Origin of the sequence: Kribbella sp. CA-293567, assembly GCF_027627575.1 — a bacterium.
Classification (GTDB): domain Bacteria; phylum Actinomycetota; class Actinomycetes; order Propionibacteriales; family Kribbellaceae; genus Kribbella.
In genome coordinates, this window is record NZ_CP114065.1 from 2,033,440 (window position 1) to 2,056,656 (window position 23,217).

At 67.6% G+C, this 23,217-nt stretch carries 24 protein-coding genes and 1 tRNA gene; 19 read left to right on the plus strand and 6 right to left on the minus strand.

The genetic code is table 11. From position 1 onward, the window contains the following. Positions 1-159: 159 nt before the first annotated feature. The 8 genes from OX958_RS09855 (at position 160) to OX958_RS09890 (ending at position 8,262) form a co-directional block, all read left to right on the plus strand. Complete coding sequence (locus OX958_RS09855) at positions 160-1,254, plus strand: type IV pilus twitching motility protein PilT (RefSeq protein ID WP_270136949.1); 1,095 nt, start codon at positions 160-162, stop codon at positions 1,252-1,254. Further along, positions 1,251-2,591 (plus strand): GspE/PulE family protein, encoded by a 1,341-nt coding sequence (locus tag OX958_RS09860; RefSeq protein ID WP_270136950.1) that lies wholly within the window; start codon positions 1,251-1,253, stop codon positions 2,589-2,591. Before OX958_RS09855 ends, OX958_RS09860 begins: the two co-directional genes overlap by 4 nt. After that, complete coding sequence (locus OX958_RS09865; RefSeq protein ID WP_270136951.1) at positions 2,588-3,793, plus strand: type II secretion system F family protein; 1,206 nt, start codon at positions 2,588-2,590, stop codon at positions 3,791-3,793. The genes OX958_RS09860 and OX958_RS09865 overlap by 4 nt, the downstream gene beginning before the upstream one ends. Beyond that, positions 3,793-4,272, plus strand: coding sequence for a type II secretion system protein (locus OX958_RS09870; RefSeq protein WP_270136952.1), 480 nt, complete (start codon positions 3,793-3,795; stop codon positions 4,270-4,272). Before OX958_RS09865 ends, OX958_RS09870 begins: the two co-directional genes overlap by 1 nt. Continuing rightward, a complete protein-coding gene (locus tag OX958_RS09875; protein ID WP_270136953.1) occupies positions 4,263-4,895 on the plus strand; it encodes a PulJ/GspJ family protein in 633 nt (210 codons plus the stop codon). The genes OX958_RS09870 and OX958_RS09875 overlap by 10 nt, the downstream gene beginning before the upstream one ends. Then, a complete protein-coding gene (locus OX958_RS09880; protein WP_270136954.1) occupies positions 4,892-6,871 on the plus strand; it encodes a hypothetical protein in 1,980 nt (659 codons plus the stop codon). Before OX958_RS09875 ends, OX958_RS09880 begins: the two co-directional genes overlap by 4 nt. A gap of 53 nt (positions 6,872-6,924) precedes the next feature. Further along, positions 6,925-7,563 carry a response regulator transcription factor gene (locus OX958_RS09885; RefSeq protein ID WP_270136955.1) on the plus strand — a complete coding sequence of 213 codons (639 nt, stop codon included), beginning with the start codon at positions 6,925-6,927 and terminating at the stop codon, positions 7,561-7,563. Positions 7,564-7,782: 219 nt separating this feature from the next. Then, the gene (locus OX958_RS09890; RefSeq protein ID WP_270139024.1) at positions 7,783-8,262 is read left to right on the plus strand and encodes a DUF2064 domain-containing protein; all 480 of its coding nucleotides are present in this window, start codon (positions 7,783-7,785) and stop codon (positions 8,260-8,262) included. Between the two features lie 182 nt (positions 8,263-8,444). On the opposite strand, the gene OX958_RS09895 is transcribed toward OX958_RS09890, so the two are convergent. Both OX958_RS09895 and OX958_RS09900 read right to left on the minus strand, forming a co-directional pair. Then, on the minus strand, positions 8,445-8,993 hold the full coding sequence (locus tag OX958_RS09895) for an NUDIX hydrolase (RefSeq protein WP_270136956.1): 549 nt from the start codon (positions 8,991-8,993) through the stop codon (positions 8,445-8,447). Continuing rightward, entirely contained in the window at positions 8,990-10,291 is a 1,302-nt protein-coding gene (locus OX958_RS09900; RefSeq protein ID WP_270136957.1) for a zinc-dependent metalloprotease, read from the minus strand. The genes OX958_RS09895 and OX958_RS09900 overlap by 4 nt, the downstream gene beginning before the upstream one ends. 169 nt (positions 10,292-10,460) lie before the next feature. Between OX958_RS09900 and OX958_RS09905 the strand changes: the two genes are divergently transcribed. From OX958_RS09905 to OX958_RS09930, 6 genes are all read left to right on the plus strand, one after another. Continuing rightward, positions 10,461-10,889 (plus strand): molybdenum cofactor biosynthesis protein MoaE, encoded by a 429-nt coding sequence (locus OX958_RS09905; RefSeq protein ID WP_270136958.1) that lies wholly within the window; start codon positions 10,461-10,463, stop codon positions 10,887-10,889. A 30-nt stretch (positions 10,890-10,919) separates the two neighbouring features. Further along, positions 10,920-11,159, plus strand: a complete 240-nt coding sequence (locus tag OX958_RS09910) for a hypothetical protein (protein WP_270136959.1) — start codon at positions 10,920-10,922, stop codon at positions 11,157-11,159. Then, positions 11,156-12,193 (plus strand): YlbL family protein, encoded by a 1,038-nt coding sequence (locus tag OX958_RS09915; RefSeq protein WP_270136960.1) that lies wholly within the window; start codon positions 11,156-11,158, stop codon positions 12,191-12,193. The genes OX958_RS09910 and OX958_RS09915 overlap by 4 nt, the downstream gene beginning before the upstream one ends. Beyond that, on the plus strand, positions 12,181-12,789 hold the full coding sequence (locus OX958_RS09920; RefSeq protein WP_270136961.1) for a PPA1309 family protein: 609 nt from the start codon (positions 12,181-12,183) through the stop codon (positions 12,787-12,789). The genes OX958_RS09915 and OX958_RS09920 overlap by 13 nt, the downstream gene beginning before the upstream one ends. Then, a complete protein-coding gene (locus OX958_RS09925) occupies positions 12,786-15,746 on the plus strand; it encodes a UPF0182 family membrane protein (protein ID WP_270136962.1) in 2,961 nt (986 codons plus the stop codon). Before OX958_RS09920 ends, OX958_RS09925 begins: the two co-directional genes overlap by 4 nt. A gap of 169 nt (positions 15,747-15,915) precedes the next feature. Beyond that, the gene (locus OX958_RS09930) at positions 15,916-16,515 is read left to right on the plus strand and encodes a hypothetical protein (protein WP_270136963.1); all 600 of its coding nucleotides are present in this window, start codon (positions 15,916-15,918) and stop codon (positions 16,513-16,515) included. A gap of 69 nt (positions 16,516-16,584) precedes the next feature. Here OX958_RS09930 and OX958_RS09935 read toward each other — a convergent pair whose 3' ends face one another. Together OX958_RS09935 and OX958_RS09940 are read right to left on the minus strand one after the other, a co-directional pair. Continuing rightward, positions 16,585-17,604, minus strand: coding sequence for a hypothetical protein (locus tag OX958_RS09935; RefSeq protein ID WP_270136964.1), 1,020 nt, complete (start codon positions 17,602-17,604; stop codon positions 16,585-16,587). A 162-nt stretch (positions 17,605-17,766) separates the two neighbouring features. After that, on the minus strand, positions 17,767-18,732 hold the full coding sequence (locus OX958_RS09940) for a GNAT family N-acetyltransferase (protein WP_270136965.1): 966 nt from the start codon (positions 18,730-18,732) through the stop codon (positions 17,767-17,769). A 106-nt stretch (positions 18,733-18,838) separates the two neighbouring features. Between OX958_RS09940 and OX958_RS09945 the strand changes: the two genes are divergently transcribed. Both OX958_RS09945 and OX958_RS09950 read left to right on the plus strand, forming a co-directional pair. Next, positions 18,839-18,912, plus strand: a tRNA-Met gene (locus OX958_RS09945). Between the two features lie 276 nt (positions 18,913-19,188). After that, positions 19,189-20,409 (plus strand): MFS transporter, encoded by a 1,221-nt coding sequence (locus OX958_RS09950; RefSeq protein ID WP_270136966.1) that lies wholly within the window; start codon positions 19,189-19,191, stop codon positions 20,407-20,409. On the opposite strand, the gene OX958_RS09955 is transcribed toward OX958_RS09950, so the two are convergent. Further along, a complete protein-coding gene (locus OX958_RS09955; RefSeq protein ID WP_270136967.1) occupies positions 20,387-20,659 on the minus strand; it encodes a pyridoxamine 5'-phosphate oxidase family protein in 273 nt (90 codons plus the stop codon). The genes OX958_RS09950 and OX958_RS09955 overlap by 23 nt on opposite strands. A gap of 129 nt (positions 20,660-20,788) precedes the next feature. On the opposite strand from OX958_RS09955, the gene OX958_RS09960 reads away from it, so the two are divergent. The 3 genes from OX958_RS09960 to OX958_RS09970 are packed head-to-tail and all read left to right on the plus strand — an operon-like array spanning position 20,789 to position 22,425. Next, positions 20,789-21,064, plus strand: coding sequence for a YggT family protein (locus OX958_RS09960; RefSeq protein ID WP_270136968.1), 276 nt, complete (start codon positions 20,789-20,791; stop codon positions 21,062-21,064). A 46-nt stretch (positions 21,065-21,110) separates the two neighbouring features. Beyond that, positions 21,111-21,599 (plus strand): VOC family protein, encoded by a 489-nt coding sequence (locus tag OX958_RS09965; RefSeq protein ID WP_270136969.1) that lies wholly within the window; start codon positions 21,111-21,113, stop codon positions 21,597-21,599. A gap of 37 nt (positions 21,600-21,636) precedes the next feature. Beyond that, a complete protein-coding gene (locus OX958_RS09970) occupies positions 21,637-22,425 on the plus strand; it encodes a MerR family transcriptional regulator (RefSeq protein ID WP_270136970.1) in 789 nt (262 codons plus the stop codon). On the opposite strand, the gene OX958_RS09975 is transcribed toward OX958_RS09970, so the two are convergent. Continuing rightward, positions 22,408-23,217: an endonuclease/exonuclease/phosphatase family protein gene (locus tag OX958_RS09975; RefSeq protein WP_333486506.1), complete on the minus strand. Its 810-nt coding sequence runs from the start codon at positions 23,215-23,217 to the stop codon at positions 22,408-22,410. The genes OX958_RS09970 and OX958_RS09975 overlap by 18 nt on opposite strands.

Below are 23,217 nucleotides of genomic sequence, written 5' to 3' on the forward strand. Positions count from 1 at the left end.
CGCAGTACCGCCCGAGCGCTGCCTTGCAAGCAGTGCCGTCCGAGTGACCCACCAGCTGGCGACCGGCCCGTCGTTCCGTGTCGCCATCGGCATACCGGCTGTCCTCGCAGCCGGTATGCCACCTCGGCGGGCGGCTCCGATCGATCCGGAAGGGATTCGATGAAAGTTCCCGCGCCCGGCGGCAGGGTCGACCTGCTGCTCGAAGAACTCTGGAACGCCGGCGGCACCGACCTGCTGCTGACAGTGGGGATGGCGCCGCAGCTGCGCGTCCACGGTGTGCTGCGACCGGTCGCCGACCGGACCGTGCTGACCAGGACCGACACCGACACCCTGCTCGCCGAGATGCTCAACCCGCATCGGGCGAACGTCCACCAGACCACCTACGAGCAGGACTTCTCCTTCTCCTGGCGGCAGAACGCACGCATCCGGGCGAACGCGTTCACCCAGCGCGGCGACACCGCGATCGCGTTGCGGATCATTCCGCGCAGCATCCCGACGGTGTCCGAGCTGGGCCTGCCGGAGATCGTCGGCAAGTTCGCCCAGCTGCACCAGGGGCTCGTCCTGGTCACCGGCCCGACCGGTTCGGGCAAGTCGACCACGCTCGCCTCGGTGATCCACCAGATCAACACCGACCGGGCCTGTCACATCATCACCATCGAGGACCCGATCGAGTACGTACACGAGCACCGCCGCTCGGCGGTCAACCAGCGCGAGGTGGGCAGCGACACCGCCTCGTTCCCCGACGCCCTGCGCGCCGCGCTGCGGGAGGACCCCGACGTGCTGCTGGTCGGCGAGATGCGCGACCTGGAGTCGATCCGCTTCGCGCTGACCATCGCCGAGACCGGCCACCTGGTCTTCGCCACCCTGCACACCAACGACACCGCGCAGTCGCTGGCCCGGATCATCGACGTCTTCCCGGCCGAGCAGCAGTGCCAGGTCCGGGTGCAGCTCAGCGCAGCGCTGAGCGGGGTCGTCTACCAGCGGCTGGTACCGCGTACCAGCGGCGGCCTGGTCGCGGCCTTCGAGGTGATGGTCGCCAACGCGGGCATCCGCAACCTGATCAAGGAAGGCAAGACGCACCAGCTCCGCAACGCGCTCGTCACCGGGCGGCGCGAAGGAATGATCACCCTCGAACAGTCCCTGTCCGCGCTGCTCCAGGCCGGCGAGATCTCGTACGCCGATGCCGTCTCGCGCTGCGCGCATCCCAAGGAACTCGAGGTCCGGCCGAGGACAGGAGCAGGAACCAGACCATGAAACATCGCGGACGGGGAACCGCGCCTCAGGCGCAGCAGGCCGCAACCACCCAGCATCTGCCGCACAGTGCCCTGGCCGGCATCGACGACCGGGTGCGTGCCTTCCAGGACAGCCATGTCACGCCCACCGAGGTCGCTGTCGACAACCAGGACGCGCCGGTGGTCCAGGTCGTCCTGCTGATCATCACCCAGGGGCTGCGCGACCGCGCCTCCGACATCCACATCGAGCCGCACGACGACCGGGTCCGGGTCCGGTTCCGCGTCGACGGCGCGCTGCGGGACCAGGTCGAGCTGCCGGGCACGATGGGACCGGCCGTGCTCAGTCGGATCAAGGTGCTCGCCGACCTGAACATCATCGAGCGCCGCCGCTCCCAGGACGGCCAGATCCGGATGCGGATCGAGGGCCGCGACGTCGACATCCGGGTCTCCACCACGGCGGTCGTCGGCGGCGAGAAGGCGGTCCTGCGGTTGCTCGACAAGAGCCGGATGCTGTTCCGGCTGGAGCAACTGGGGCTGGAGCAGCTCGGCATGGCGCCCGAGCTGGCCGAGCGCTACGCGACGCTGCTGCGGACGCCGTACGGGATGGTCATCTGCGCCGGACCGACGGGCAGCGGCAAGACGACCACGCTCTACGGCTCGCTGAGCGAGATCGACAGTCCCGAGCGCAACATCATGACGATCGAGGACCCGGTCGAGTACTCCTACGCCTCGATCAACCAGATCCAGATCAACGAGGCCGCCGGGATCACCTTCGCCAGCGGGCTGAAGGCGATCCTGCGGCAGGATCCTGATGTCATCCTGGTCGGTGAGATGCGGGACGCCGAGACCGCCCGGATCGCGGTCCAGTCCGCGCTGACCGGGCACCTGGTGCTGTCGTCGGTGCACGCGACCGACACCGCGACCGCGCTGCACCGCCTGCTGGACATGGGGATCGAGCCCTTCCTGGTGGCGTCGTCGGTGAGCGCTGTGGTCTCGCAACGGCTGATCCGGCGGATCTGCGTCAACTGCCGTGAGTACTACGAACCACCCGCGCCCGAGGTCGCGTTTCTCCGCAGTACCGGCGTCGCGGTGCCACTGGGCGGCCTGGTGCGTGGCGCCGGATGTGAGCAGTGCGCCGGCACCGGCTACCTGGAACGGACCGGGGTGTACGAACTGATGCCGGTCACCGACGCGATCCGCGAGCTGGTGGTCGACCACGCGCCGCTCGCCGAGATCCGCAAGACCGCCTGCTACGAAGGGATGCGGACCCTGCAGGAAGAAGGCGCGCGACTGGTCCAGGGTGGCGTCACCACGGTCGCCGAAGTCGTCCGCTCGATCTACACGGTGGGGCTGCGATGACGCGGTACGGGTACGTCGCGGTGGAACCCGGCGGCAGGACCAAGCGCGGTACCACTCGCGCGGACACCCGGGAGGATGCCGAGCTGGCGCTGTACGAGCGCGAGCTGCGCAACATCCGGCTGACTGAGAAGCCCGGGCTGCTCAAGATGGAGCTCACGGCCCAACGGGTCAAGCGCGAGGAGGTCATGCACCTGACTCGCCAGCTCGGCGCATTCGTTCAGGCCGGGATGCCGCTGACGGAGTCGGTCCACAGCCTCGGCCGTGAGTCGGACAACATGACGGTGCGGCGGATGATGTACGAGGTCGAGGACGGCCTGCGCGACGGGGAGAAGCTGTCGGACTGCTTCGACCGGCATCCACGGATCTTCCCGGAGTACTACCGCGGCATCCTGCGGTCGGCCGAGCTGAGCGGCCGGCTCGACACGGTGCTGGCCCAGCTCGCGCGGTACCTCGAACGCGATCTGGAGGCGCATCGGAGGATAAAACAAGCCTTGATCTATCCCGGCGTCGTCGCGGTGATGTCACTGGTGACGATGGTGGTGCTGGCCGGTTTCGTGCTGCCGCGGTTCAAGGAGTTCTTCGACAGCCTGGGCGCCGAACTGCCGCTGCCGACCAAGATCCTGCTCGGCGTCACGGACTTCCTCACCCAGTGGTGGTGGGCGCTGATGATCGTTGCCGGACTGGTCGTCCTGGCGCTCGGGTACCTGCTCAGTACGACTCCTGGTCGCTATCTGCGCGACCGGCTGTTCCTCGCGCTGCCGGTGATCGGCGGGACGGTCCGGTACGCGTTGGTGGAGCGCTTCTGCCGCATCCTCGCGTCGATGCTCGCCGCCGGAGTCCAACTGCCACAGGCTTTGCGCATCGCCACCGGGGCGCTGCCCAATCGGGTGTTCCGGCGGGCGCTGGCCGGCGTGATGACCGCGATGCTCGCCGGGGAAGGGCTCGCCCGGCCACTTGCCGCGACCGGGCTGTTCCCCGGGACCGCCGCGCAGATGCTGCGAGTGGGGGAGGAGACGGGGACGCTGGATCGTCAGCTGGAGGTGACGGCGCAGTACTACGAGGGCGAGCTGGACTACAAGCTGAAGAAGCTGATCGGGTTGTTCGAGCCGGCGGTGATCGTCGTGATGGGCGCGGTGGTCGGGTTCGTCGCGATCGCGCTGGTGTCGGCGATGTACGGCGTGTTCCGGCAGGTGCAGGGCTGATGCGCGTCCACGGGGAAGGGCCCGGGAGTCGGGGTGATCGGGGTGATCGGGGTGAGAGTCTGCTGGAGCTGGTGGTCTCGATCTCGCTGATGGGGGTGGCGATCGTGGCGGTGATGTCGGGGCTGACCACGACGGTGCTGCTGTCCGACGTCCAGCGCAAGGAGGCCACGGCGGGCACGACCGTCCGCAACTACGCTTCGGCGCTGCAGCAATATGTTGCCAACGGCCACTATGTCGCCTGCGCCACCGCGGGCTCGTACGTCGTACCGGGGTTCACGCCGCCTGCCGGGTTCACCGCCCGGGTGGTCGCGGGTTCGGTGAAGTACTGGACCGGCGCGCTGTGGTTGCCGTTGTGCCTCCCGGATCGGGGCCTGCAGAAGCTGCGGATCTCGGTCGAGAGCGCCGACGGGCGGGCGTCGGAGTCCCTGGACGTCGTACTCCGGAAGCCCTGTGGGACAGAGGACCCGCCGTGCTCGTGAAGCGTGACGAACGTGGCTTCACGCTGCTCGAGGTACTGATCACGATGACCTTGATGGGAGTGGTGTCGCTGGCACTGTCCGACCTGGTCATCAGCGCCCTCAAACAGATGAGCGCGACCTCGGACCGGCTGGACCTGTCCCAGGACGAGCAACTCGGCGCGGTCTACTTCGCCCGCGACGTCGCCTCCTTCGGCCTGCGCGACTACAGCGCGGCGATCAGTGGAGGATCCCTGCCGTTCAAGTCGTCGCTCCAGCTCGACGCGGCCGACGACGTAGGCGGCACGCCCTGCGGACCGGTACCGGTCTCCGCGCTGCGCCTGCTGTCGGACGACTGGGATCTCTCTGTTGCCCCGCCAGTACGCCGTACCGCCGTGGTCGCGTACTACCTCAAGCCCGGCGACGGGGGACTCGAGCTGCACCGAGCGAGATGTGTCGGCTCGAGCACCCCGTCGTCGGATGTCCGGCTGTCGGAGAACGTGAAACCGGGCAGTGTGGCCGTCAGTTGCTCAACACCGTGTACTGCGGTCGCCGCGCCGCTGTCGGTGACGCTGCGATATGTCGCGACCAAGCCGTCCAGTGGCGACCAGGAGATCGTGCTGAGTGGACTGCGGAGGCAATCATGAGGAGGCGTGGCGAGGACGGGTCGTCACTGCTCATGGTGCTCGTGGTGATCACCGTGGTCGCGCTGGCGCTGGCCGCGCTGCTGACGAGGGCGGACTCGGCACAGCAGGTGACCAAGGCTCTGCGGGACGAGGCAGCCGCGTCGTACACGGCGGACGGAGCCATGCAGGCGGCGATCAACAACCTGCGCAACAGTTCCTACAACGGTGAGCCGGGCCAGCGCTGCTTCGGTCTGTCGGACACGCTCTCGCTACTCGCCTTCGACGGGCTGAGTCCGGTGGCGGTGAAGTGCCAGCCGGAGCCGAAGCAGGTCATCGTGCAGTGCACGAGCAGCGCGGACTGCAACCGGCCGGAGCACGCGATCCTCGCCCTCAGCACCGACCCCGGTGAGGCGGCGATCTCCGTCTCCCAGCCGGCCGACTCGACGTTCCGCGTGCGCGGCAAGGTCTTCTCCAACTCGTCCATCGACGTCAGCGGCGGGACTTTGTCGGCTACCGGCGCTCTCTCCGCGCGAGGCCTGTGCTCAGGCGAAGTACTGGCGCCCCTGTGCGGCCTAGGCGGTACTCCGCAACTGGACCCCGGCTATGCGCCGACGGTGACCACTGTGCCCGTCCACCGTTCAGTGCCTGCCTGCACAACCCCCAACTCGGTAGTCACCTTCATCCCCGGCTACTACGACGACGCGGCGGCGCTTTCGGCGATGATGAGCGGCAGTAGCCCTTGCCGGAACAGCACGTGGTGGTTCAAGCCCGGGACCTACTACTTCGACTTCCACAACACCACCAACCCTCTGCTCAGCGGTAGCAACATCTGGACGATGAAGGACGGCACGCTGGTAGCGGGCACCCCAGTAAGCCCCGCAGGCACTGTCGTCGCTGCACCGGCCGTACCGGCGATCATCCCCGGCGCGTGCGCCAGCCCGCTCAGCGGTTCCACCGCAGGCGTGCAGTTCATCTTCGGAGGCTCCAGTCGCCTGGCGATCGAGGCGGGCAAGGCGGAGGTCTGCGGGAGCTACTCGGCCAGCAAACCGCCTGTAGCCATCTATGGGCTCACCAGTGGCTCCGAGACAATCAGCAGCGACGTACTGCGGCCCACTGCGGTCTCGCTGCTCAGCAAGTTTGGCCTGTCGGCGACACCTGGGCGGCTGGGGGCGGTAGACGATCAAGCCGCCAGTTGGAAGAGCACGGCTGCAAACGACAGCGCCGGACTCACTCTGAGCGGCTACAACCAGGCCGGCGCGCTCCCGGTGGGCTCGGTGCTCGAATCGGCCGAGTTGAAGATCACCCACCGGCACAGCGACCCGTTGACCTCCGACAGATTCGATTTGTCCGTCGATGTCGGGCCGGGGGCGCCGCTCACCGCTTCGGTGACCGGGCGGCCAGGCGGACCGGCGTACGGGGTGACAACGATTCCACTCGATGCCTCACGGACCGGGTCGCTGGCGCGTGCTGTCTACGGTGGAACGTTCACCGGAGCGACGATCTCGCTCACGGCGGGCCTCACTGCCAAGGACGACACCGAAGACATCGATGCCATCCGGCTCGAGCTCAGCTACCGCGAACCCTCGCTGCGCAAGGGAAGTGGCTGTGTCGTGGAAGGCCCTTACCCGGCTGCCGGCTGCGCGCTGATCTCCGGGAACGTGGTCGTCGACGGCACCGTGTACGCGCCGGAAGCAGCGCTGGATCTCACCGTCACCGGCGGAAATCGGCCGATTGTCGAAGCTGGTCTGGTGATTCGTGCTTTGCGGGTTTCGATAACGGGCAGTCTCACTGGTGTGGCGATCGATCTGCCGGATGTTTCCCCGGGGTTCACCTTCGGGCTGCACCTGTCCGTCTACCTGTGTCCTGGGGCGCTGCTCTGCGCGCCGAGCGGGAAGCCGGCCCTGCAGGCCAAGATCGGCCTGGTCGACGCCGATCCGGCAGACCCCGACCCGGGCCGGCGCAAAGTCACGGTCCTCGGCTGGTGGCGGCCCGGCTGATGGGGGTTCTGGCGCGATCGTGGGTGCATTCGGTGGCCGGGGGAGACGAGACAATGAGTGAGCAGGTCAAGGTCGTGGTGGTGGACGGCCACACGCTGGTCAGGTTCGGCCTGACCGGGCTCGTCGGGCGGGAACCGGACCTGGAGATCGTCGGCGACACAGGTCTCGGCGCCGAGGCGGCGGCGATGGTGGCCGAGACGGAGCCCGACGTCGTCGTACTGGACGCGTTCCTGCCGGATCTGGACGGCCTGCAGCTGGCCCGCGAACTCCGCGACCAGTACGCCGAGCTCGGTATCGTCCTGCTCGCCTCGGACGGCCGGGACGACGTCCTGTTCAAGGCGCTGGCGTCAGGAGTGTCGGCCTTCGTCACGAACACAGCGCCGACCGAGGAGATCCTCGCCGCCATCCGCCACGCGGCGGTCGCCGCTACCAGCTTCACGGCGACCGGTCTGGCCTCCGCGATGGCGAGACGGGACCAGCCGGCTGCCCAGCCGTTGCTGAGCCCGCGCGAGGCAGAGGTGCTCTCGCTGCTCGGCCAGGGGCTGTCCGTCCGTGCCATCGCGACCTCGCTCTGCGTCAGCCTCTCGACAGCGAAGACGTATGTGGCCCGTCTGTACGAGAAGCTCGGCGCCTCCAATCGGGCCCAGGCGATCATGACCGCGCTCAGGCTGGGCCTGCTCGAGTCCTCGTAACGGCGGGCGGGCTAGGCTCTCCCGGGAAGAGCTACCAGCTGTGGAGGGCCTGAAGATGCTGACCCTGCGATCGCTGGAACCGGCGCAGTGATCGATCGCCGTGTAGTGGTTCTGGTCGTTCCTGCTGTGGGCACTTGGGCCCCGCCCGGGCGCGCCGCCGACGCCTGGCGGCTGGCGCTTGCCGAGGACACGTACGAAGTACTGGCGTCTCTTGACCGAGTGGATGTCGCGGTAGCCGTCGTTGGTGGAGACGAAGCTGCTCTCGCCGAAGTGGCGGCGCTGACTTGGCCTGACACTCCGGTGTACTCCGTTGGTGCGGACCGTCCTGTGCTCGATGCAGTTGATCAGGCCGGCCCTGCTGCGGCCGTCGTCGCCGTCAGCCATGACGTACCGGACCTGCCCGGCCTGCTGATCGGCAAGCTGTTCCGCGCCCTGGGCTCAGCAGACTTGGCTGTCACGCCCGCCGAGGACGGCTCGCTGGCAGCCATCGGCATCAAGCTCCCCACCGCTGCGTGGGTAGCGGCCGCCGCTCCAGCATTCGACACCCCACTGGCGGATCTGGAGCACCTCAAGCCCCGCCGCCACGCCATCGCCCTGGGCCCTGGCTGGCACCGTCTGCGGTCGAACGCTGACATTGCGCGACTAGACCCCGGCCTCGAAGGCTGGGATGCCACCAGATCCGTACTTCGAGGTTCTTGAGCCGTCACCTTCTCGCTATTGGCTCGTTTCACCATGCAGCGGGGATACGGGGGAGATCACGGGGACCTCAGTGGCCGTCGTCGCAACCGATCTGCCGGTGCCGTTCAGGGGCGGTGCTACCGGCAGCGCGGGGAAGGGGGGAGCGACGACGGCCGCAGACCCGTGCGCGGGCCGGCACGTGACTACTGCCTGTCCTTGTGTACGAAAGCCCTGTCGACCAGTTCGACCACAGTCCGATCGACACCGTCCGGCAACGCATCGACCTCGAACCACGCCAGATCGTGGGACTCTTCGCTCACCACGTACTCCGTCCCCGCGGCAGCGCTCACCCGAAACTGCACATCGAGGTGAAACGTCCCTAGGCACCCACCCGCGGTCAACTCGTGCCGCGACAACTGCAGTGGCACCGGATCGATCACCAGCCCAGCCAAGCCGGACTCCTCGGCAGCTTCCCGCAGCGCAGCGCCGGCGAGCGTCGTGTCCCCCGGCTCGCAGTGCCCGCCGAGCTGCAGCCACCGATTGACCACGCCATGCAGAGTCAGCAGCACCCTCGGCGAGGATGCATCGACAACCAGCGCGCTCGCGGTCAGATGCTCCGGCCGCGAACTGCGCCACATCCCGTCCTCGTGCGACGCGAGGTACTTCAGATAGTGCTCCCGCAGCTCCGCCTGCTCGTTGTCAGGCGGAGTCCAGCGAGTCAGTACGGCGGTCGCGTCGTCGTGCAGCGTCACTTGTCCGACGGGCCGTCCGCCGGCTTGTCGCCGCCGTCCTGTTCGTCCAGGAAGTCGCTGATGTCGATGTCGGCCAGCTCCCCGGCGTGCTGAGCAAAGCCGATCGGGTCGTCCAGGTCGGTCGCGCTCGGCAGCAGATCCGGGTGCGACCACAGCTCGTCGCGACCCTCGATCCCCCGAGCGTCCCGTACTGCGGCCCACAGGTTCGCCGCGTCCCGCAGCCGCCGGGGCCGCAGCGTCAGGCCGACCAGGGTCGCGAACGTCTGCTCCGCCGGACCGCCGGCCGCGCGACGACGGCGTACGGTCTCGGCCAGCTGGACCGCGGAGGGCATCCGGTCCTTGGTCGCCTCGCGGACGACGTCGTCGACCCAGCCCTCGACCAGCGCGAGCGCCGTCTCCAGCCGGACCAGTGCCGCCTTCTGCGCCTCGGAGTCCTCGGGCTCGAACAGTCCGCCCGCGAGAGCCTCCTGCATCGCCTCGGGGTTCTGCGGATCGATCTCGGACATCGCCCGCTCGATCTTGCCGCTGTCGACCTCGATCCCGGCCGCGTAGTCACCCACGGCGGCGAACAGGTGCTGCCGCAGCCACGGCACCCCGGCGAACAACCGCTGGTGCGCGCACTCGCGCAGCGCGAGGTAGAGCCGGACGTCCTCGTCGGTGAGTCCCAGGCCCTCGGCGAACTTCGCCACGTTGTCCGGGATCAGCACCGCCTGCCCGGCCGGGCCGAGCGGAAGGCCGATGTCGGAGGAGCTGACCACCTCGCCCGCGAGCTCGCCCAGCGCCTGCCCGACCTGCGCGCCGAAGATCGAGCCGCCGAGCTGACGGAGCATGCCGCCCATCGGTCCGGCCAGCTGCGCGGCCTCGGCGGGCAGCGCGCCGCCCATCGCTCCGGCGACGTGCTCGGCGACCGGGTCGACCACCGTCTGCCAGACCGGCAGGGTGTTCTCCACCCACTCCGCCCGGCTCCAGGCCGCCGAGGTGGCCGATGCCTCGGGCAGGGTCGTCGCCGGGTCGAGCCAGTGCTCGGCCAGCCGGACGGCGTCCGCGATCCGCTCGTTGTCGGTCGGCGTGACCGAGCGGTCGCCGGCCGCGGAGACGGTCTTGCGGGCGATGTCCTTGGCCAGGTCCCAGTTGACCGGCTTGCCGTCGCCCGAACCGCTGAGCAGCTGCTGGACCTGCGCGAAGATCGCGTTCAGGTCTACGCCGTCAGCGCCACCAGGGCCGGCCGCACCGGAGAACTGCTGGAACATGGCCTCGAACGGAGTTCCCTTGAACGGGTTGTCCGGTTCGTCGCTCATCGGAGTGGGCCTTCCTGTGCTGTGGCCATTACTGGGGGGCGTACTACTCCAACGTACTGGTTCCCCGGCTCCGTTCCTCCACAGGCGAACGCATTACCGTGGTCACACGGCGGCACGCGCTGGTGCGGTCGTGTACACAGTATGTGCACGCAGAGAGTAAGGGACCATCATGACCGAGGCGATCAGGCTGCTCGACATCCGCGACACGGCGCTGTCCAGCGACGAGGTGCTGGCCGCGGTCGCCGACCCCGGCGCCGGCGGGACGACGCTGTTCGTCGGCACCGTCCGCAACCACGATCACGACCGCCCGGTCGACGAGCTGCGCTACGAGGCGCACCCCGAGGCGCTCAAGCACCTCCGGGTCGTGGCCGAGCGGATCTGCGCGCAACACCCGGCCGTGACCGCTCTGGCGGCCGTCCACCGCACCGGCCCGCTGGCGATCGGCGACGCCGCCGTGATCGTCGCGGTGGCCGCCGCGCACCGCGATCTCGCCTTCGCCGCCAGCCGTCAGCTGATCGACGACCTCAAGGCGGAGGTTCCGATTTGGAAACACCAGCACTTCAGCGACGGTGCGAGCGAGTGGGTCGGCGCTTGCTGACCCGTACTCTGGGCGCATGAAGGTGGCCGGATGAAGGTTTTGGCGTGGCTGGCGTTCCCGCTGGTCGCGACCGGGCTGGCGATGTGCTGGGCGGCTTGGCGTGGGCGGACCCGAGGTCCCCGCCGGTCCGGTGGTGCCTTCGCGTCGGTGGAGGAGTTCCGCCGCTTCACCGAGGCGGTGGCCGCGCCCGGTCCCCGTTCCACCCCTGAGCCGCGCCGCGGGCTGCGCGGGCTCTTCCGGAAACTCAAGATCGCAGGGCAGGGTTCGTGACACGTCGTACCGCCACGCTGGTCACCTCGATCGTCGTGCTCGTCATCACGCTCGGACTGGTCACCGTCTTCCCGGTGCCGTTCGTCTCGTTCAGCCCGGGGCCGGTGAAGAACACCCTCGGTGAGTCCAAGGGCAAGCCGGTGATCGAGATCACCGGCCACGCGACCTTCCCGACCACCGGTCAGCTCGACCTGACCACCGTCTCGGTCACCTCGCCCGACCGTGAGCTGACCCTGCCGCAGGCGATGCGCAACTGGCTGGACCCGCACCACGACCTGTTCCCGCGCGACATCATCTATCCGCCGGAGCAGAGCGCCGACGAGGTCGAGCAGCAGAACACCGCGGAGATGACCGGCTCGCAGGACAGTGCCGTCGCGGCCGCCCTGCAAGAGGCCAAGGTGCCGTACAAGCCGAAGGTCTCGACGGTCTCCAAGGGCAGCCCGGCCGACGGCAAGCTCAAGCCCGGCGACATCGTGCTCGAGATCGACGGGGTGGTGCCGAGCCAGGTCCCGCAGGTCGGCGAGCTGGTCCGCAAGCACAAGGTCGGCGAGAACGTCAGCTTCCTGATCACCCGCGGCGGCAAGCAGCAGACCGTCGTCCTGAAGACCGCCGCGACCCCTGGCGAGGAGACCCGACCGATGGTCGGCATCTCGATCGGTGTCGACTCGCCGGTCAAGGTCACCGTGAACCTCGGGCAGGACATCGGCGGTCCGAGTGCCGGTACGGCGTTCGCGCTGGCCATCTACGACAAGCTGACCGACGGCGACCTGCTGGCCGGCAAGCACGTCGCCGGGACCGGAAGCATCGACGCGCTCGGCCAGGTCGGCGCGATCGGCGGGATCCAGCAGAAGATCGCCGGCGCCAAGGACGACGGCGCCACCGTCTTCCTGGTCCCCGGACCGAACTGTGAAGCCGCCCTGCACGCCGGGGTGGACGGTATCCGCCTGGTGAAGATCACCACCCTGCACGAGGCGGTCGAGGCATTGAAAGCACTGGCCAGTGGAACTGGAGACGTCCCGGCATGCACGAAGTAGGACCTGACAACAAGTACTCCGACGCGCTCGGCCAGGCGGTGATCGAGATCGAGCGGCACGTCAGCAGCGCCGGCTGGGACCAGCCCGCGCAGTTGTTCGCGCTGGTTCCGACCGAGGACCTGCTGGCCGCCGAGCCGCAACTGGCGGCTGAGCTGGGCGCCGATGACGCCTCCCAGCCGCTCACCCCGGTGGCCCAGGGCGAGCTGCCCGGCGGCATGGACGACGAACACCTGGCCGAGGCGCTGGCCCGGATCGAGTGGCCCGACGGAGTGAGCGGTTGCGCCGTCGCGGTCGAGCGCGTCGTGCTGCCGGCCTCGGCCGAGAGCGGCGCCGACACCGATGCCGAGCTCGCCCAGCTGGCCGGCAGCGACCCGCGCCGACACGAAGTACGGATGGTGGCCGCCGTCCTGCGCGACGGCGACCGCTTCGGTGCCGTCCGGTTGCGAACCCACGACGAGGACAGCGCCGTACTGACCGGCGTCGACTTGGTCCCTACGCTCTGCCAAGTACTGTCATTGACATTCGAGCCCTCGACCGCGGTCGGTCCGGGTTCCGTGTTGGGCGGTACCAGTGACAACGAGGAGAAGCTGCCATGAGTGACGGCGTCTACGACATGCCGGAGGAGCCGAGGCGGTCGAGGCGTACGCCCGGCCAGCGCCCGCGGGCCCTGCTACCAACGATCGCCACCCTGGTCGTGCTGCTCATCCTGTTCAGCGTCTTCACCGACGTCTGGACCCAGCGGCTGTGGTACCGGTCGGTCGATCTCGGCTCGGTGTTCAGCACGGTGCTCGGCACCCGGGTGCTGCTGTTCGTCGTGGTCGGCCTGCTGATGGCGGCCGCGGTGGTGGCGAACGTGATCATCGCCTACCGGACCCGTCCGCGGGTCGCCCTGGCACCGTCGCCCAGCCCGGGCTTCGAGCGGTACGGCGATCTGCTGCAGCAACGCGGCAAGATCGCGATCGGCGCTCTGGCGGCCCTGATGCTCGTCTTCGGTGGCTCTGCCGCGTCGGGGGAGTGGAAGGTCTTCCTGGCCTGGCGTAACCGAACCCCGTTCGGCATCCCGGACAAGCACTTCAACATGGACATCGCGTTCTTCGTCTTCGACTACCCGTGGCTGCGCGTCCTGCTCGGCTTCGGCTACTCGATCGTGCTGCTGTCCCTGGTCGCGGCCATCATCACCCACTACCTGTACGGCGGCTTCCGCCCGTCGGCGAAGGGCCAGAAGGCCTCCGGCGCCGCGCAGGTGCAGTTCTCGGTGCTGCTCGGCCTGCTGGTGCTGCTCAAGGCGTTCAGCTACTGGCTCGACCGCTACGGTCTGGCGACCTCCGACAGCAGGCTCTTCACCGGTATCTCCTACACGGGAGACAACGCGGTGCTGCCCAGCAAGGAGATCCTGGCCGTCATCGCGGTGATCTGCGCCGGCCTCTTCTTCGCCAACGTCGTCCGTAAGACCTGGCTGCTGCCGGGCGTCGGCACCGTCGTGCTGGTCCTGTCGGCGATCCTGCTCGGCGCGCTCTGGCCGGCTGCTCTCCAGCAGCTGCGGGTCCGCCCGAGCGAGCCGGTGAAGGAAGCGGCGTACATCACCAAGAACATCGAGGCGACCCGTCAGGCCTACGGTCTGGAGAAGACCAAGATCATCAACTACGAGGCCAAGACGCAGGCCTCGCCGGACCAGCTGGTGGCGGACGCGGGCGTGCTGCCGGGAATCCGGCTGATCGACCCGAGCGTGGTCGGACCGACCTTCGAGCAGCTGCAGCAGGTCCGTGGCTTCTACTCGTTCCCGACCGACCTCGACGTCGACCGGTACAAGATCGGCAACGAGACCCGCGACACCGTGATCGCGGTCCGCGAGGTCGAGATCGACCGGCTGCCGGCCGGGCAGCGCAACTGGAACAACGACCACACGGTCTACACCCACGGCTACGGCGTGGTCGCCGCCAACGGCAACCAGCGTGCTTCCGACGGTACGCCGGTGTGGTCCGAGAAGGACCTGCCGCCGGTCGGGGACCTGGGGGACTACGAACCACGGATCTACTTCGGTGAGCAGTCGCCGGACTACTCGATCGTCGGCGGCCCGAAGGACGGCGCTCCGGTCGAGCTGGACACGCCGGAGGGCCAGGACGGCGGCCCGCCCACGCTGAACACCTACGCGGGCAAGGGCGGCGTACCGATCGGTTCGTTCGGCAACAGGTTGCTCTACGCCACCAAGTTCCGCGACGCCAACCTGCTGCTGTCCAGCCGGGTCAACAACGACTCGAAGATCCTCTACGACCGCAACCCGCGCGAGCGGGTCGAGAAGGCCGCGCCGTGGCTGACCCCGGACGGCGACCCGTACCCGGCCATCGTCGACGGCCAGGTGGTCTGGATCGTCGACGGGTACACCACCTCGGCGAACTTCCCGTACTCGCAGAAGGTCGCGCTCGACGACAGCACCCGCGACACGACCACTGGCCGTGGCACGGTCGCGCAGCAGCCGAGCGAGGAGATCAACTACATCCGCAACTCGGTCAAGGCCATCGTGAACGCCTTCGACGGTTCGGTGGAGCTGTACGCGTGGGACGAGAGCGACCCGTTGCTGAAGACCTGGATGAAGGCCTTCCCGGACACGGTCAAGCCGCGCTCGGAGATCTCGCCCGCACTGATGTCGCACCTGCGCTACCCCGAGGACATGTTCAAGGTGCAGCGCGACCTGCTGGCGAAGTACCACGTGACCGACTCGACCACCTGGTACCAGAACAGCGACCTGTGGCGGGTGCCGTCCGACCCGACCGTCGCCGCGGGCAGCGGTGGGGACTCGCAGACGCCGGACCAGCCGCCGTTCTACCTGTCGCTGCGGATGCCGGACCAGAAGGAACCGACCTTCTCGCTGACCTCGGTCTACGTGCCGAACGCGCAGCGGGAGAACCTGACCGGCTACCTGGCCGTCGACGCGGAGGCTTCTTCGCCGGACTACGGGCAGATCCGGATCCTCAAGTTGCCGGGCAACGTGCAGATCCCAGGTCCGGGGCAGGTCTCGAACAAGTTCCAGACCGACGAGAGCATCCGGCAGGCGTTGCTGCCGATCAACCAACCGTCCAGCGGCGCCAGAGCCCAGTTCGGCAACTTGCTGACGCTGCCACTGGGAGGCGGTCTGCTCTATGTGCAGCCGGTCTACTCGGTGCGGACGAGCGGTCCCGGTAGCTATCCGGTACTGCGGTACGTTCTGGTCGGCTTCGGTGACCGGGTCGCCTACGGCACGACGCTGAAGGAGGCGTTGGAGAAGGTCTTCAACACGAACGTGGAGACGGGTGAGAAGCCGCCGGTGGGCACGCCGACCACCCCGCCGGCCAATCAGACGGTCAAGCAGGCGCTGGCAGAGGCGCAGACTGCCTACGCGGCAGCCCAAGCGGCCCTCACCAAGGGCAACCTGGCGGAGTATCAGGCACAGGTGACCAAGATGAAGGCAGCCATCGACCGAGCGGTGAGTGCAGGCGCAGCGCCCACCACTCCGCCGGCGACACCGCCGTCCGTCACTCCGACCCCCACCAGCCCACCGAGCTCCCCGACGGGCTGATCCGAGCACTTGCTGTTCGATCCGGGCGGTGACACCGAAGGGTGTCGCCGCCCGGATCTCTTTGTCCACAGGCGGAAAACCCGTCCCGGAAATCCGGCAGACCGGCTGCATCTTCTCTGGCAAGGAACAACTCACCCGATCCCCGGGTGACTCGCCTGAGGAGGCAGCCATGTCGTGTTCTTCGTCCTGGTCCGTGGTCCGGCCCGCGACCCGTCGTATCGTGATCGGCGGCGCCATCACCGCGCTGGCGGCCCCCGCCGTCCTGGGCATCCTGCTGCCGACCGCCGCGGCGGCGGCCCCCGGTTCAGCATCATCCTGCGGTCAGCACCTGCTGTCCGCGACAACCCAGCAGAGGGCGTGCATCTTGGACGGATTCGCCATCGACCACCTGCCTGGCGGCATCGGCTCGCCGAGCGACTTCGAGTACGAGTGGGAGGAAGTGGTCTTCCACAGCCGGGTCTGGGAGACCGGCCCTGATCCCGAGGGAGCGACCAAGGTCGACCTGACGGCCAAGACGATCCGCGGCGAGAAGGTGATCGACCTCGAGACGCTGCGCACGTTCCTGACCGAGTACCACGAGAAGGACCCGGAGTCCTGGGAGCTCACCGCCGTCGACGTCGCCGGGTACGGCGGCTATCGCGCCGACGACCTGGTGTTCTTCTTCGTCGAGCCAGGGATTGCCGCCGAGGTGTCGATCGACCGCGTGCGCTTCAGCGACGACGACCTGCTGGGCACGGCGACGAACTTCCGTCCGGTCGACTCCGCCTGAACCGGCGCGGGGCCCACCCCGAGCGTTGTCGGTGTGGGCCCCGGCCGATGGTGCCGCCGCTTGGCGCGGCTACAGGATCGAGTTCGCGCTGACGGTGAAACCAGTGTCCACCGGTGCGCCGGCATTCGTGAAGCAGTTGACGTTGCGGACGATCAGATCAGGACCCACGGAGCTGTTGGTCCAGAACGTGTTCAGCCCGCAGAAGTTCGAGTTCGACCCGTAGGCGGTCACCTGGACCGTGTTCTGGGGGTAGGCGATGCGCGGGAAGATGACCATCGACAGGCCGGGACCGGTCGAGGTGATCGTGTTCGCTCCCAGTCCGAGCACCGAGTTGAGGTTGGTGCTCGGCGGTCCGGCCGGCGGCTGGTTGAGGAAGTAGCCGTAGTACTTGGGCGGCACGGCAGCGCCGTACAGGGAGACCTTGTACTGGTAGGTGAGGGTGAAGCGCGTGTTCAGCAAGGCACCGGTCGAGTCGAAGCAGATCACTCTGACGTCCTGACCAGCGCCGCTCGACGACCAGCCGCGGATCTTGCAGCGTGCTCCGAGCTGCGGGTGGACGGCGGTGGCTTGCAGACTGCCGTCGAGGGTCCCGCCGGCCACCAGGCCGGGGAACTTGACCTGCCACTGCCCGACTCCGAGCGGGGTCGAGGTGTTCGGGGCGCCGACCGAGTTGTACTGGCTGACCAGCGCGCCGTTGGGCTGCGAGTCGACGTACCCGTAGGGACCCGGCGCGGGACCGCCCGACGCGCGGACGAAGAACGCGCTGAAGCTGGTCGGGTCGAGTGCGCCACCAACGCGGTAGCAGCGAATGTTGACGATCTCGTCGGTACCGGACTGGAACCAGTTCTCGGCCTGGCACCAATGCGGGGTGTTGTTGATCGCCGTGACGTGAACGACGCCGCCAGGTGCGCCCTGTCCCGGGAACTTGACCTGGTACCGGCCGGGTGCGAGCACGATGACGCTGCTGGGTGCCGGCCAGGTGCCGGTGGCAACGGTGGTGCCCGCGGTCTGGTTCCACAGCACCCAGGCCTTGCGGTCGGGGACGGCGGCGGTCGCGGGCTGAACGATGGTGAGGGCCGCCGCCAGCATCAACAGACATGCTAGGAGGCGGGCAAGCAAAGACGGTCGTGGCATCGGATTCCCCCCTTAAGGAAATTTCCTTGGGAACGATTACTGAGGGAATGCAAGCATGCGCTGTCAGCGATTGGCAATAGCTCAGTGTAATGCTGTATATACGGAGCGTTTGATTGATCAATACCCGATCAGGCGATGCAAACGATGGAATGTCTGCTCGAAGCCGAGCCGCGGCCAGGCCCTGGACGACAGCAGGTTCGTCACTCGCCAGTCCGTCACCACGGAGGTGTATCCGCATTCGGCTGCCCAGTTCAGCACGGCCTCGCCCAACGCTCGCCCTGCCCCGGCTCCGCGCGCCTCGGGAAACACTGCCGCATAAGCAAGAAGGCCGGCATTGCCGGGCCGCGCCAGCCCGCCGTGCGCACTGGATTTCTCCACCGAGCACCCGACCGACGATCCGATCAGCTTTCCGTTGCGCTCAGCAACAAAATTGGCGTACTCCGGATCGTCGATCGATTCCTGCCAGTCCGCGAATGCTTCTTCGAGCGTCAGCGTCTCGCCGGAACTGAAGGTCGGCGCCAGCCCCTGATGCGTCGGCAGTACCAGCTCCAATTCGGCCAGCGCCTGAATGTCATCGCGCCGCGCACGTCGTACCGTCAATCCTGGTCGCTGGGGGAGCGGTGCGGCCGGCGCCGACCGTACGGCGTGAGCATGCTGCGCGCCGAACCCCAACCGGAACCAGGCGTCCAGCAGTTCCGCATCATCCGGCACCATCACGTACTGCGCGATCTGCCCGTCCGCCACCCACTTGGTCGCCGCGACCGCGTACAGGTCCCGGATCTTCTCCGGCTCCCGCACGGCCTGTCCCGCCCGCTCGACCCAGACGTTGTCTCCCCACGCCGCGGATGCTTTAGGGGCTCCTAGCAAATATCCGACGAGCTCCCCGCCCTCCAGGAGCGCAGCCCCCGACGCACCCTCGGTCTCCCAGGCAGCCGTCACCTCCGCCAGCGCGATCTGCGGGTCCTCATACTCAGCCGGCAACAACGGATGCCTCCGCCGATGCCCCATCTGCCGCTCGGCCAGCAACCGCGCAGCACCCACCAGATCAGCCGTCCCGAATGGCCGCAACACCCCATCACTCATCCTCAGAAGCTACGCCGCCGCACCCTCTCCCCGACACGCTTTTTCCGCTCCGACCCTCGATTTGGACTCTGGGCCCGCATCCCCTAAACTAAAGACATCAAGGCGGCGCGGGGTGGAGCAGCTCGGTAGCTCGCTGGGCTCATAACCCAGAGGTCGCAGGTTCAAATCCTGCCCCCGCTACTTTGGAAGGCCCGGACCATTAGGTCCGGGCCTTCGCTTTGTTCTGCGCCCTCTGATCGGCGGATCATCCTGCTGTGACCCTCGCTGCTGAGTGCTGTTGTGACGTGCTTCACTCACCTCACTGACCGGGCAAGAGAGTAGATGTGCTTGGCAACGAGCCTTGACCTCAACTTTGGTTGAGGTCAAGGCTCGCGCCATGCCGGCTGAACCCACTGCCTACCGAGTAGCGCCGTACCCGACCTCGCCGTCGACGGCTCTTAGCAGTCTGCGCCGCCGATGAAGCCGCCGGAGGCTGACGTTCGCCCGAACGGGCGCCTGCTACTCACCGTTCTGCTGCTCGGCTCCACGCTGACCGTGATGGCCGGCGCGATCTTGACTCCGATCCTCGACCTGGTCCGTCGGGACCTGGACCTGTCGGAAACGCAGACCGGTCTGGTGCTGACCATGCATGCGGCATCGTTGGCCGCCGTCAGCCCCTTCATCGGCCGCACCATCGACCGCTTCGGTGTGCGAGGCACGCTGTCCGCCGGCCTGATCCTGTACGGCGCCGCCGGTGGAGCCGGCCTGGTGACCAGCGGCTACCCGGCTCTGCTGGCCAGCCGCCTGATCTTCGGCATCGGCGCCGCCGCAGTCTTCACCGGCACCACCTTGCTCCTGCTGGAATCCTTCGACGGCACCGCCCGCGATCGCGCGATGGGGTGGAGGTCATCGGCCATCAGTCTCGGTGGCCTGATCTGGCCGATAGCCGGCGGTGCCGTCGGCACCATCTCCTGGCATGCACCCTTCGCGATCTACCTCGTCGGCGTACCGCTCGGCATCCTCGCCCTGACGGCGTTGCCGAATCAGAACAGACGGCGACCTACCAGTCGTCCCGCTCGAGGCTCTCTCGTGAAGTTCATCCTCGGCCAGCCGGTGCTGATCCTCTACTACCTGCTGCAGCTAGCGAGCTCGTTCCTGCTCTACGCCATCCTGATCTTCCTACCACTGCGTCTCGGCGAAGTGGGCGTGACGAAGCCACTACTGGTTGCGCTCTGCACGGCGATCCTGTCCGCAGCCATGACCGCCGTCGGCCTCTCGTTCGCCTCTTTGCGGAAAGCCCTGCGCGACCTCACCCTGCTCCGCATCGCCTTCATCAGCTGGGTATCAGCCCTTGCGGCCCTCAGCATCGCCCAAGAGCCGGTGCTGATGATCGCGGCGGTCGCCGTCTTCGGCCTGGGGATGGGAATCGTCGTCCCGACTCTGACTCTTGTCATCGGCGAGGCTGCCCCCACGGCACTTCGGGGCCGGGCAACCGCCGTACTCGCCACCATCACGTTTGGTGGGCAAGTAACGGTCCCTCTGTTGCTCGGACCTCTCGCCGCGGCAGCCTCGACCCGAATCGCCTTCATCGCCGCTGCGGTTCTGGCAGCCGTGTTCCTCCTGATCCTCACCCTGACGACTGACCGCCGGAAGGCCGGCACTCTCCCTGATCAGCTCAGTTCCAAGGTGCGTGAATGACCTTCTCGACCTCGATCGTCAGCACGACCCGCACCTCGTCGCGTCCGCCGTGCCACGAATACTCACTGCCGGTGTACTTCTGCGCCAGCTTCTCGATCCCCTCCGCGCCACCGTCGGTCGTGATCCCGGCCACCCGTCCGCGCACCGAGTGGTACCGCGAGGTGTCGTCAGGATCGGCGACGCTGACCGAAACCCGCGGGTCCTTCTCGATGTTGCGCAGCTTGCGGTAACCCTCAACCGTGTTGATCACGATGTGTTGGCCGTCGGTGTACGTCGCGCGGAGTCGGCTCCTGATAGTCGGCTAAGAACTTGCCGATTCGGACATCTCTGGGGCGAGTGCTTCGTTGATACTGGCAAGACGAAGTAGAGGGAGTCGCAAATGAGCCTGCTGGGTGCACTGGTCGGGTACGCCTTGACGGCGTTCATCTTGGTGTTGATCGCGCGGATGCTGCTGGACTGGGCCGCTGTGGCCGGGCGAGGTCCTGTCTGGGTGGCGAAGGCGCGGGCGGTGACCCACAAGCTGACCGAGCCGGTGCTCGAACCGGTACGTCGTCGCGTGCCGCCGTTGCGGGCTGGCGGACTCGCCTTCGATCTGGCGTTCACGCTGGTCTTCTTCGCGGCGCTGATTCTCCGATCCATCGCGTTCAGCCTGTAGCCGTCGCAGTTGACCCTCACGCGACGTGAGGGTCGGTACTGGTCCGATGAACGATTTCATCGGACCAGTACCGCTGCCGGCCCTCGACGCGGTGGCGCCCGACATCTATCGCGGGTACTACGGAATGCCGATGTTCGTGATCGTGCCGACTCGCGATCTCGAGGCATCGAAGGACTTCTGGATCAGGGGACTCGGGTTCATCGACCTCTTCTCCGTGCCCGGCCAGTTGGTTCACCTGCGGCGCTGGGCTTTCCAGGACGTGCTGCTTGTACCGGCTGACGAGGTTGCCGAGACGGCGTCGTCGAGCGTCAGTTTCGCCTGTGTGGTCAGCCAGATAGATGAAGTGGTGAGGCGCTGCGAAGAGCTGATGCCAGGCTCGACCACCGAGCCTCGGGTGATGCCATGGAACTCGCTGGAATTGACGGTCACCACGCCGGAGAACACCCGAGTGGTGATGACAGCGGCCCGACCGCTCGACCCGGACAGCGCCGAGGCGGCCAACTTGCGGGCCATGGGCATCGAAGTACCGCAGTGAGCCGAAGCATCGCGGGGATCGAAGTACCGTAGTGCGAGTGAGCGAGGATCTGACCGTCGGGCGAACCGCCGATCTCGTCGGTGTCAGCGTCCGGACGCTGCACCATTGGGACGCGATCGGTCTGGCCCGCCCGAGCGGCCGCACCTGGTCGGGCTACCGCGTGTACTCCGACGAGGATGTCGGGCGTCTCCACCGAGTGCTCGTCTACCGTGAACTCGGCTTCCCGTTGGCGGAGATCGGCAAGCTCCTCGACGACCCCGAAGTGGATGCCCGCAGTCATCTGCGCCGTCAGCGTTCGGAGCTGGTGGACCGGATAGATCGCTTGCAGACAATGGTTTCGTCGGTCGATCGGATGCTGGAAGCAACCAGAACCGGCATCCAGCTCAGCCCTGCCCAACAGGTCGAGATCTTCGGCGCCGGCTGGCGACCGGAGTGGATCGACGAGGCCGAAAGCCGCTGGGGCGACACGCCGCACTGGGCGCAGTACGCCGAACGCACAGCGACCCTCACCCCCGACGACTGGAACCAGATCGCGACGACCACCAAGCAACTCGACGACGACCTGACCGCCGCCCTTCGCTCCGGCCTCGCCGCGAACTCCTCCGAAGCCAACGCCCTCGCCGAACGCCATCGCGCCCTGCTGACGACGTACTTCGACTGCACCCACTCCATGCACGTCTGCATCGCCCGCAGCTACACAGACGACCCGCGCTACGTCGAGCACTACGACAAAATCGCTCCCGGCCTGTCCACCTGGCTCCGCGACTCCATCTTCTCCAACGCCGCGACCCACGGCATCGACCCCACCTCAGCTGTCTGGGAGTGACTTGACGAGCCGCGCCCGCAGCCCAAGATGGTCGGAGACATACCCCAATCCCGGCTTCTCGTTCGGGAACAACAACTCGGTGTCGGTGGCCTTCACTCCCGAGAGCAGCGCGAAGTCGATGCACTGCGACCGCATCCCCACCGAAAGGTAGGCCGCCTGAAACGTCGGGGGACACTGGCCGTCGAACGCATCGGCCAACCCTGTCGTGGCGAGGAATTCCTGCACCAAGGACTTGTGCCGTGGAATGTTGAAGTCACCCGTCACAACGCAGGGGGAGGCGACCTCCCCGAGCAGCCGCGCGAACGAAGCCAGTTGCGCCCGATGAATCGGATGGAACCTGTTCTCCGCCGACCAACTGCCGTCGGTGTTCGCCAGCAGATGCACGTTGACGAAGCACATTCCGTCGATCCGGCTGACCAACGCGCCTTTCAGAAATCCCCGCCACCGCAACGACAGTTCCGTACTCCGCGGCGCCGGTGACCGCTGGTACCGGACGGACTCGACTGGCAACCGCGAGAAGGTCACCACCCCGCCGGCCGGCCCAGCCGCCGACGGCCGGTACACACCCCGAAATGTCGGCAGGCCTTGCGCCAGCAGGCGGAAGTGGTAGTAAGTAAGTACTTCCTGAAAGTTCACGACCTGCACCGAAGACGTTTCGAAGGCCGCAGCGATCGCGGCGTACCGGGCCCGGAGCCGCGAACGTCGGAGCGGCATCCCCCGGGTGTTGAGAGAAGCGACGACAACCTGCCCGTTGTGCCCATCCTTCGCGGCTTCCATGCGCCCGATCCCCAT

Bases quoted from the DNA above. Each gene is read 5' to 3' on its own strand.
- OX958_RS09855 (WP_270136949.1), top strand. From the start codon at position 160: ATGAAAGTTCCCGCGCCCGGCGGCAGGGTCGACCTGCTGCTCGAAGAA.
- OX958_RS09860 (WP_270136950.1), top strand. From the start codon at position 1,251: ATGAAACATCGCGGACGGGGAACCGCGCCTCAGGCGCAGCAGGCCGCA.
- OX958_RS09865 (WP_270136951.1), top strand. From the start codon at position 2,588: ATGACGCGGTACGGGTACGTCGCGGTGGAACCCGGCGGCAGGACCAAG.
- OX958_RS09870 (WP_270136952.1), top strand. From the start codon at position 3,793: ATGCGCGTCCACGGGGAAGGGCCCGGGAGTCGGGGTGATCGGGGTGAT.
- OX958_RS09880 (WP_270136954.1), top strand. From the start codon at position 4,892: ATGAGGAGGCGTGGCGAGGACGGGTCGTCACTGCTCATGGTGCTCGTG.
- OX958_RS09885 (WP_270136955.1), top strand. From the start codon at position 6,925: ATGAGTGAGCAGGTCAAGGTCGTGGTGGTGGACGGCCACACGCTGGTC.
- OX958_RS09900 (WP_270136957.1), bottom strand. From the start codon at position 10,291: ATGAGCGACGAACCGGACAACCCGTTCAAGGGAACTCCGTTCGAGGCC.
- OX958_RS09905 (WP_270136958.1), top strand. From the start codon at position 10,461: ATGACCGAGGCGATCAGGCTGCTCGACATCCGCGACACGGCGCTGTCC.
- OX958_RS09910 (WP_270136959.1), top strand. From the start codon at position 10,920: ATGAAGGTTTTGGCGTGGCTGGCGTTCCCGCTGGTCGCGACCGGGCTG.
- OX958_RS09920 (WP_270136961.1), top strand. From the start codon at position 12,181: ATGCACGAAGTAGGACCTGACAACAAGTACTCCGACGCGCTCGGCCAG.
- OX958_RS09925 (WP_270136962.1), top strand. From the start codon at position 12,786: ATGAGTGACGGCGTCTACGACATGCCGGAGGAGCCGAGGCGGTCGAGG.
- OX958_RS09930 (WP_270136963.1), top strand. From the start codon at position 15,916: ATGTCGTGTTCTTCGTCCTGGTCCGTGGTCCGGCCCGCGACCCGTCGT.
- OX958_RS09935 (WP_270136964.1), bottom strand. From the start codon at position 17,604: ATGCTGGCGGCGGCCCTCACCATCGTTCAGCCCGCGACCGCCGCCGTC.
- OX958_RS09940 (WP_270136965.1), bottom strand. From the start codon at position 18,732: ATGAGTGATGGGGTGTTGCGGCCATTCGGGACGGCTGATCTGGTGGGT.
- OX958_RS09950 (WP_270136966.1), top strand. From the start codon at position 19,189: ATGAAGCCGCCGGAGGCTGACGTTCGCCCGAACGGGCGCCTGCTACTC.
- OX958_RS09960 (WP_270136968.1), top strand. From the start codon at position 20,789: ATGAGCCTGCTGGGTGCACTGGTCGGGTACGCCTTGACGGCGTTCATC.
- OX958_RS09965 (WP_270136969.1), top strand. From the start codon at position 21,111: ATGAACGATTTCATCGGACCAGTACCGCTGCCGGCCCTCGACGCGGTG.
- OX958_RS09975 (WP_333486506.1), bottom strand. From the start codon at position 23,217: ATGGGGATCGGGCGCATGGAAGCCGCGAAGGATGGGCACAACGGGCAG.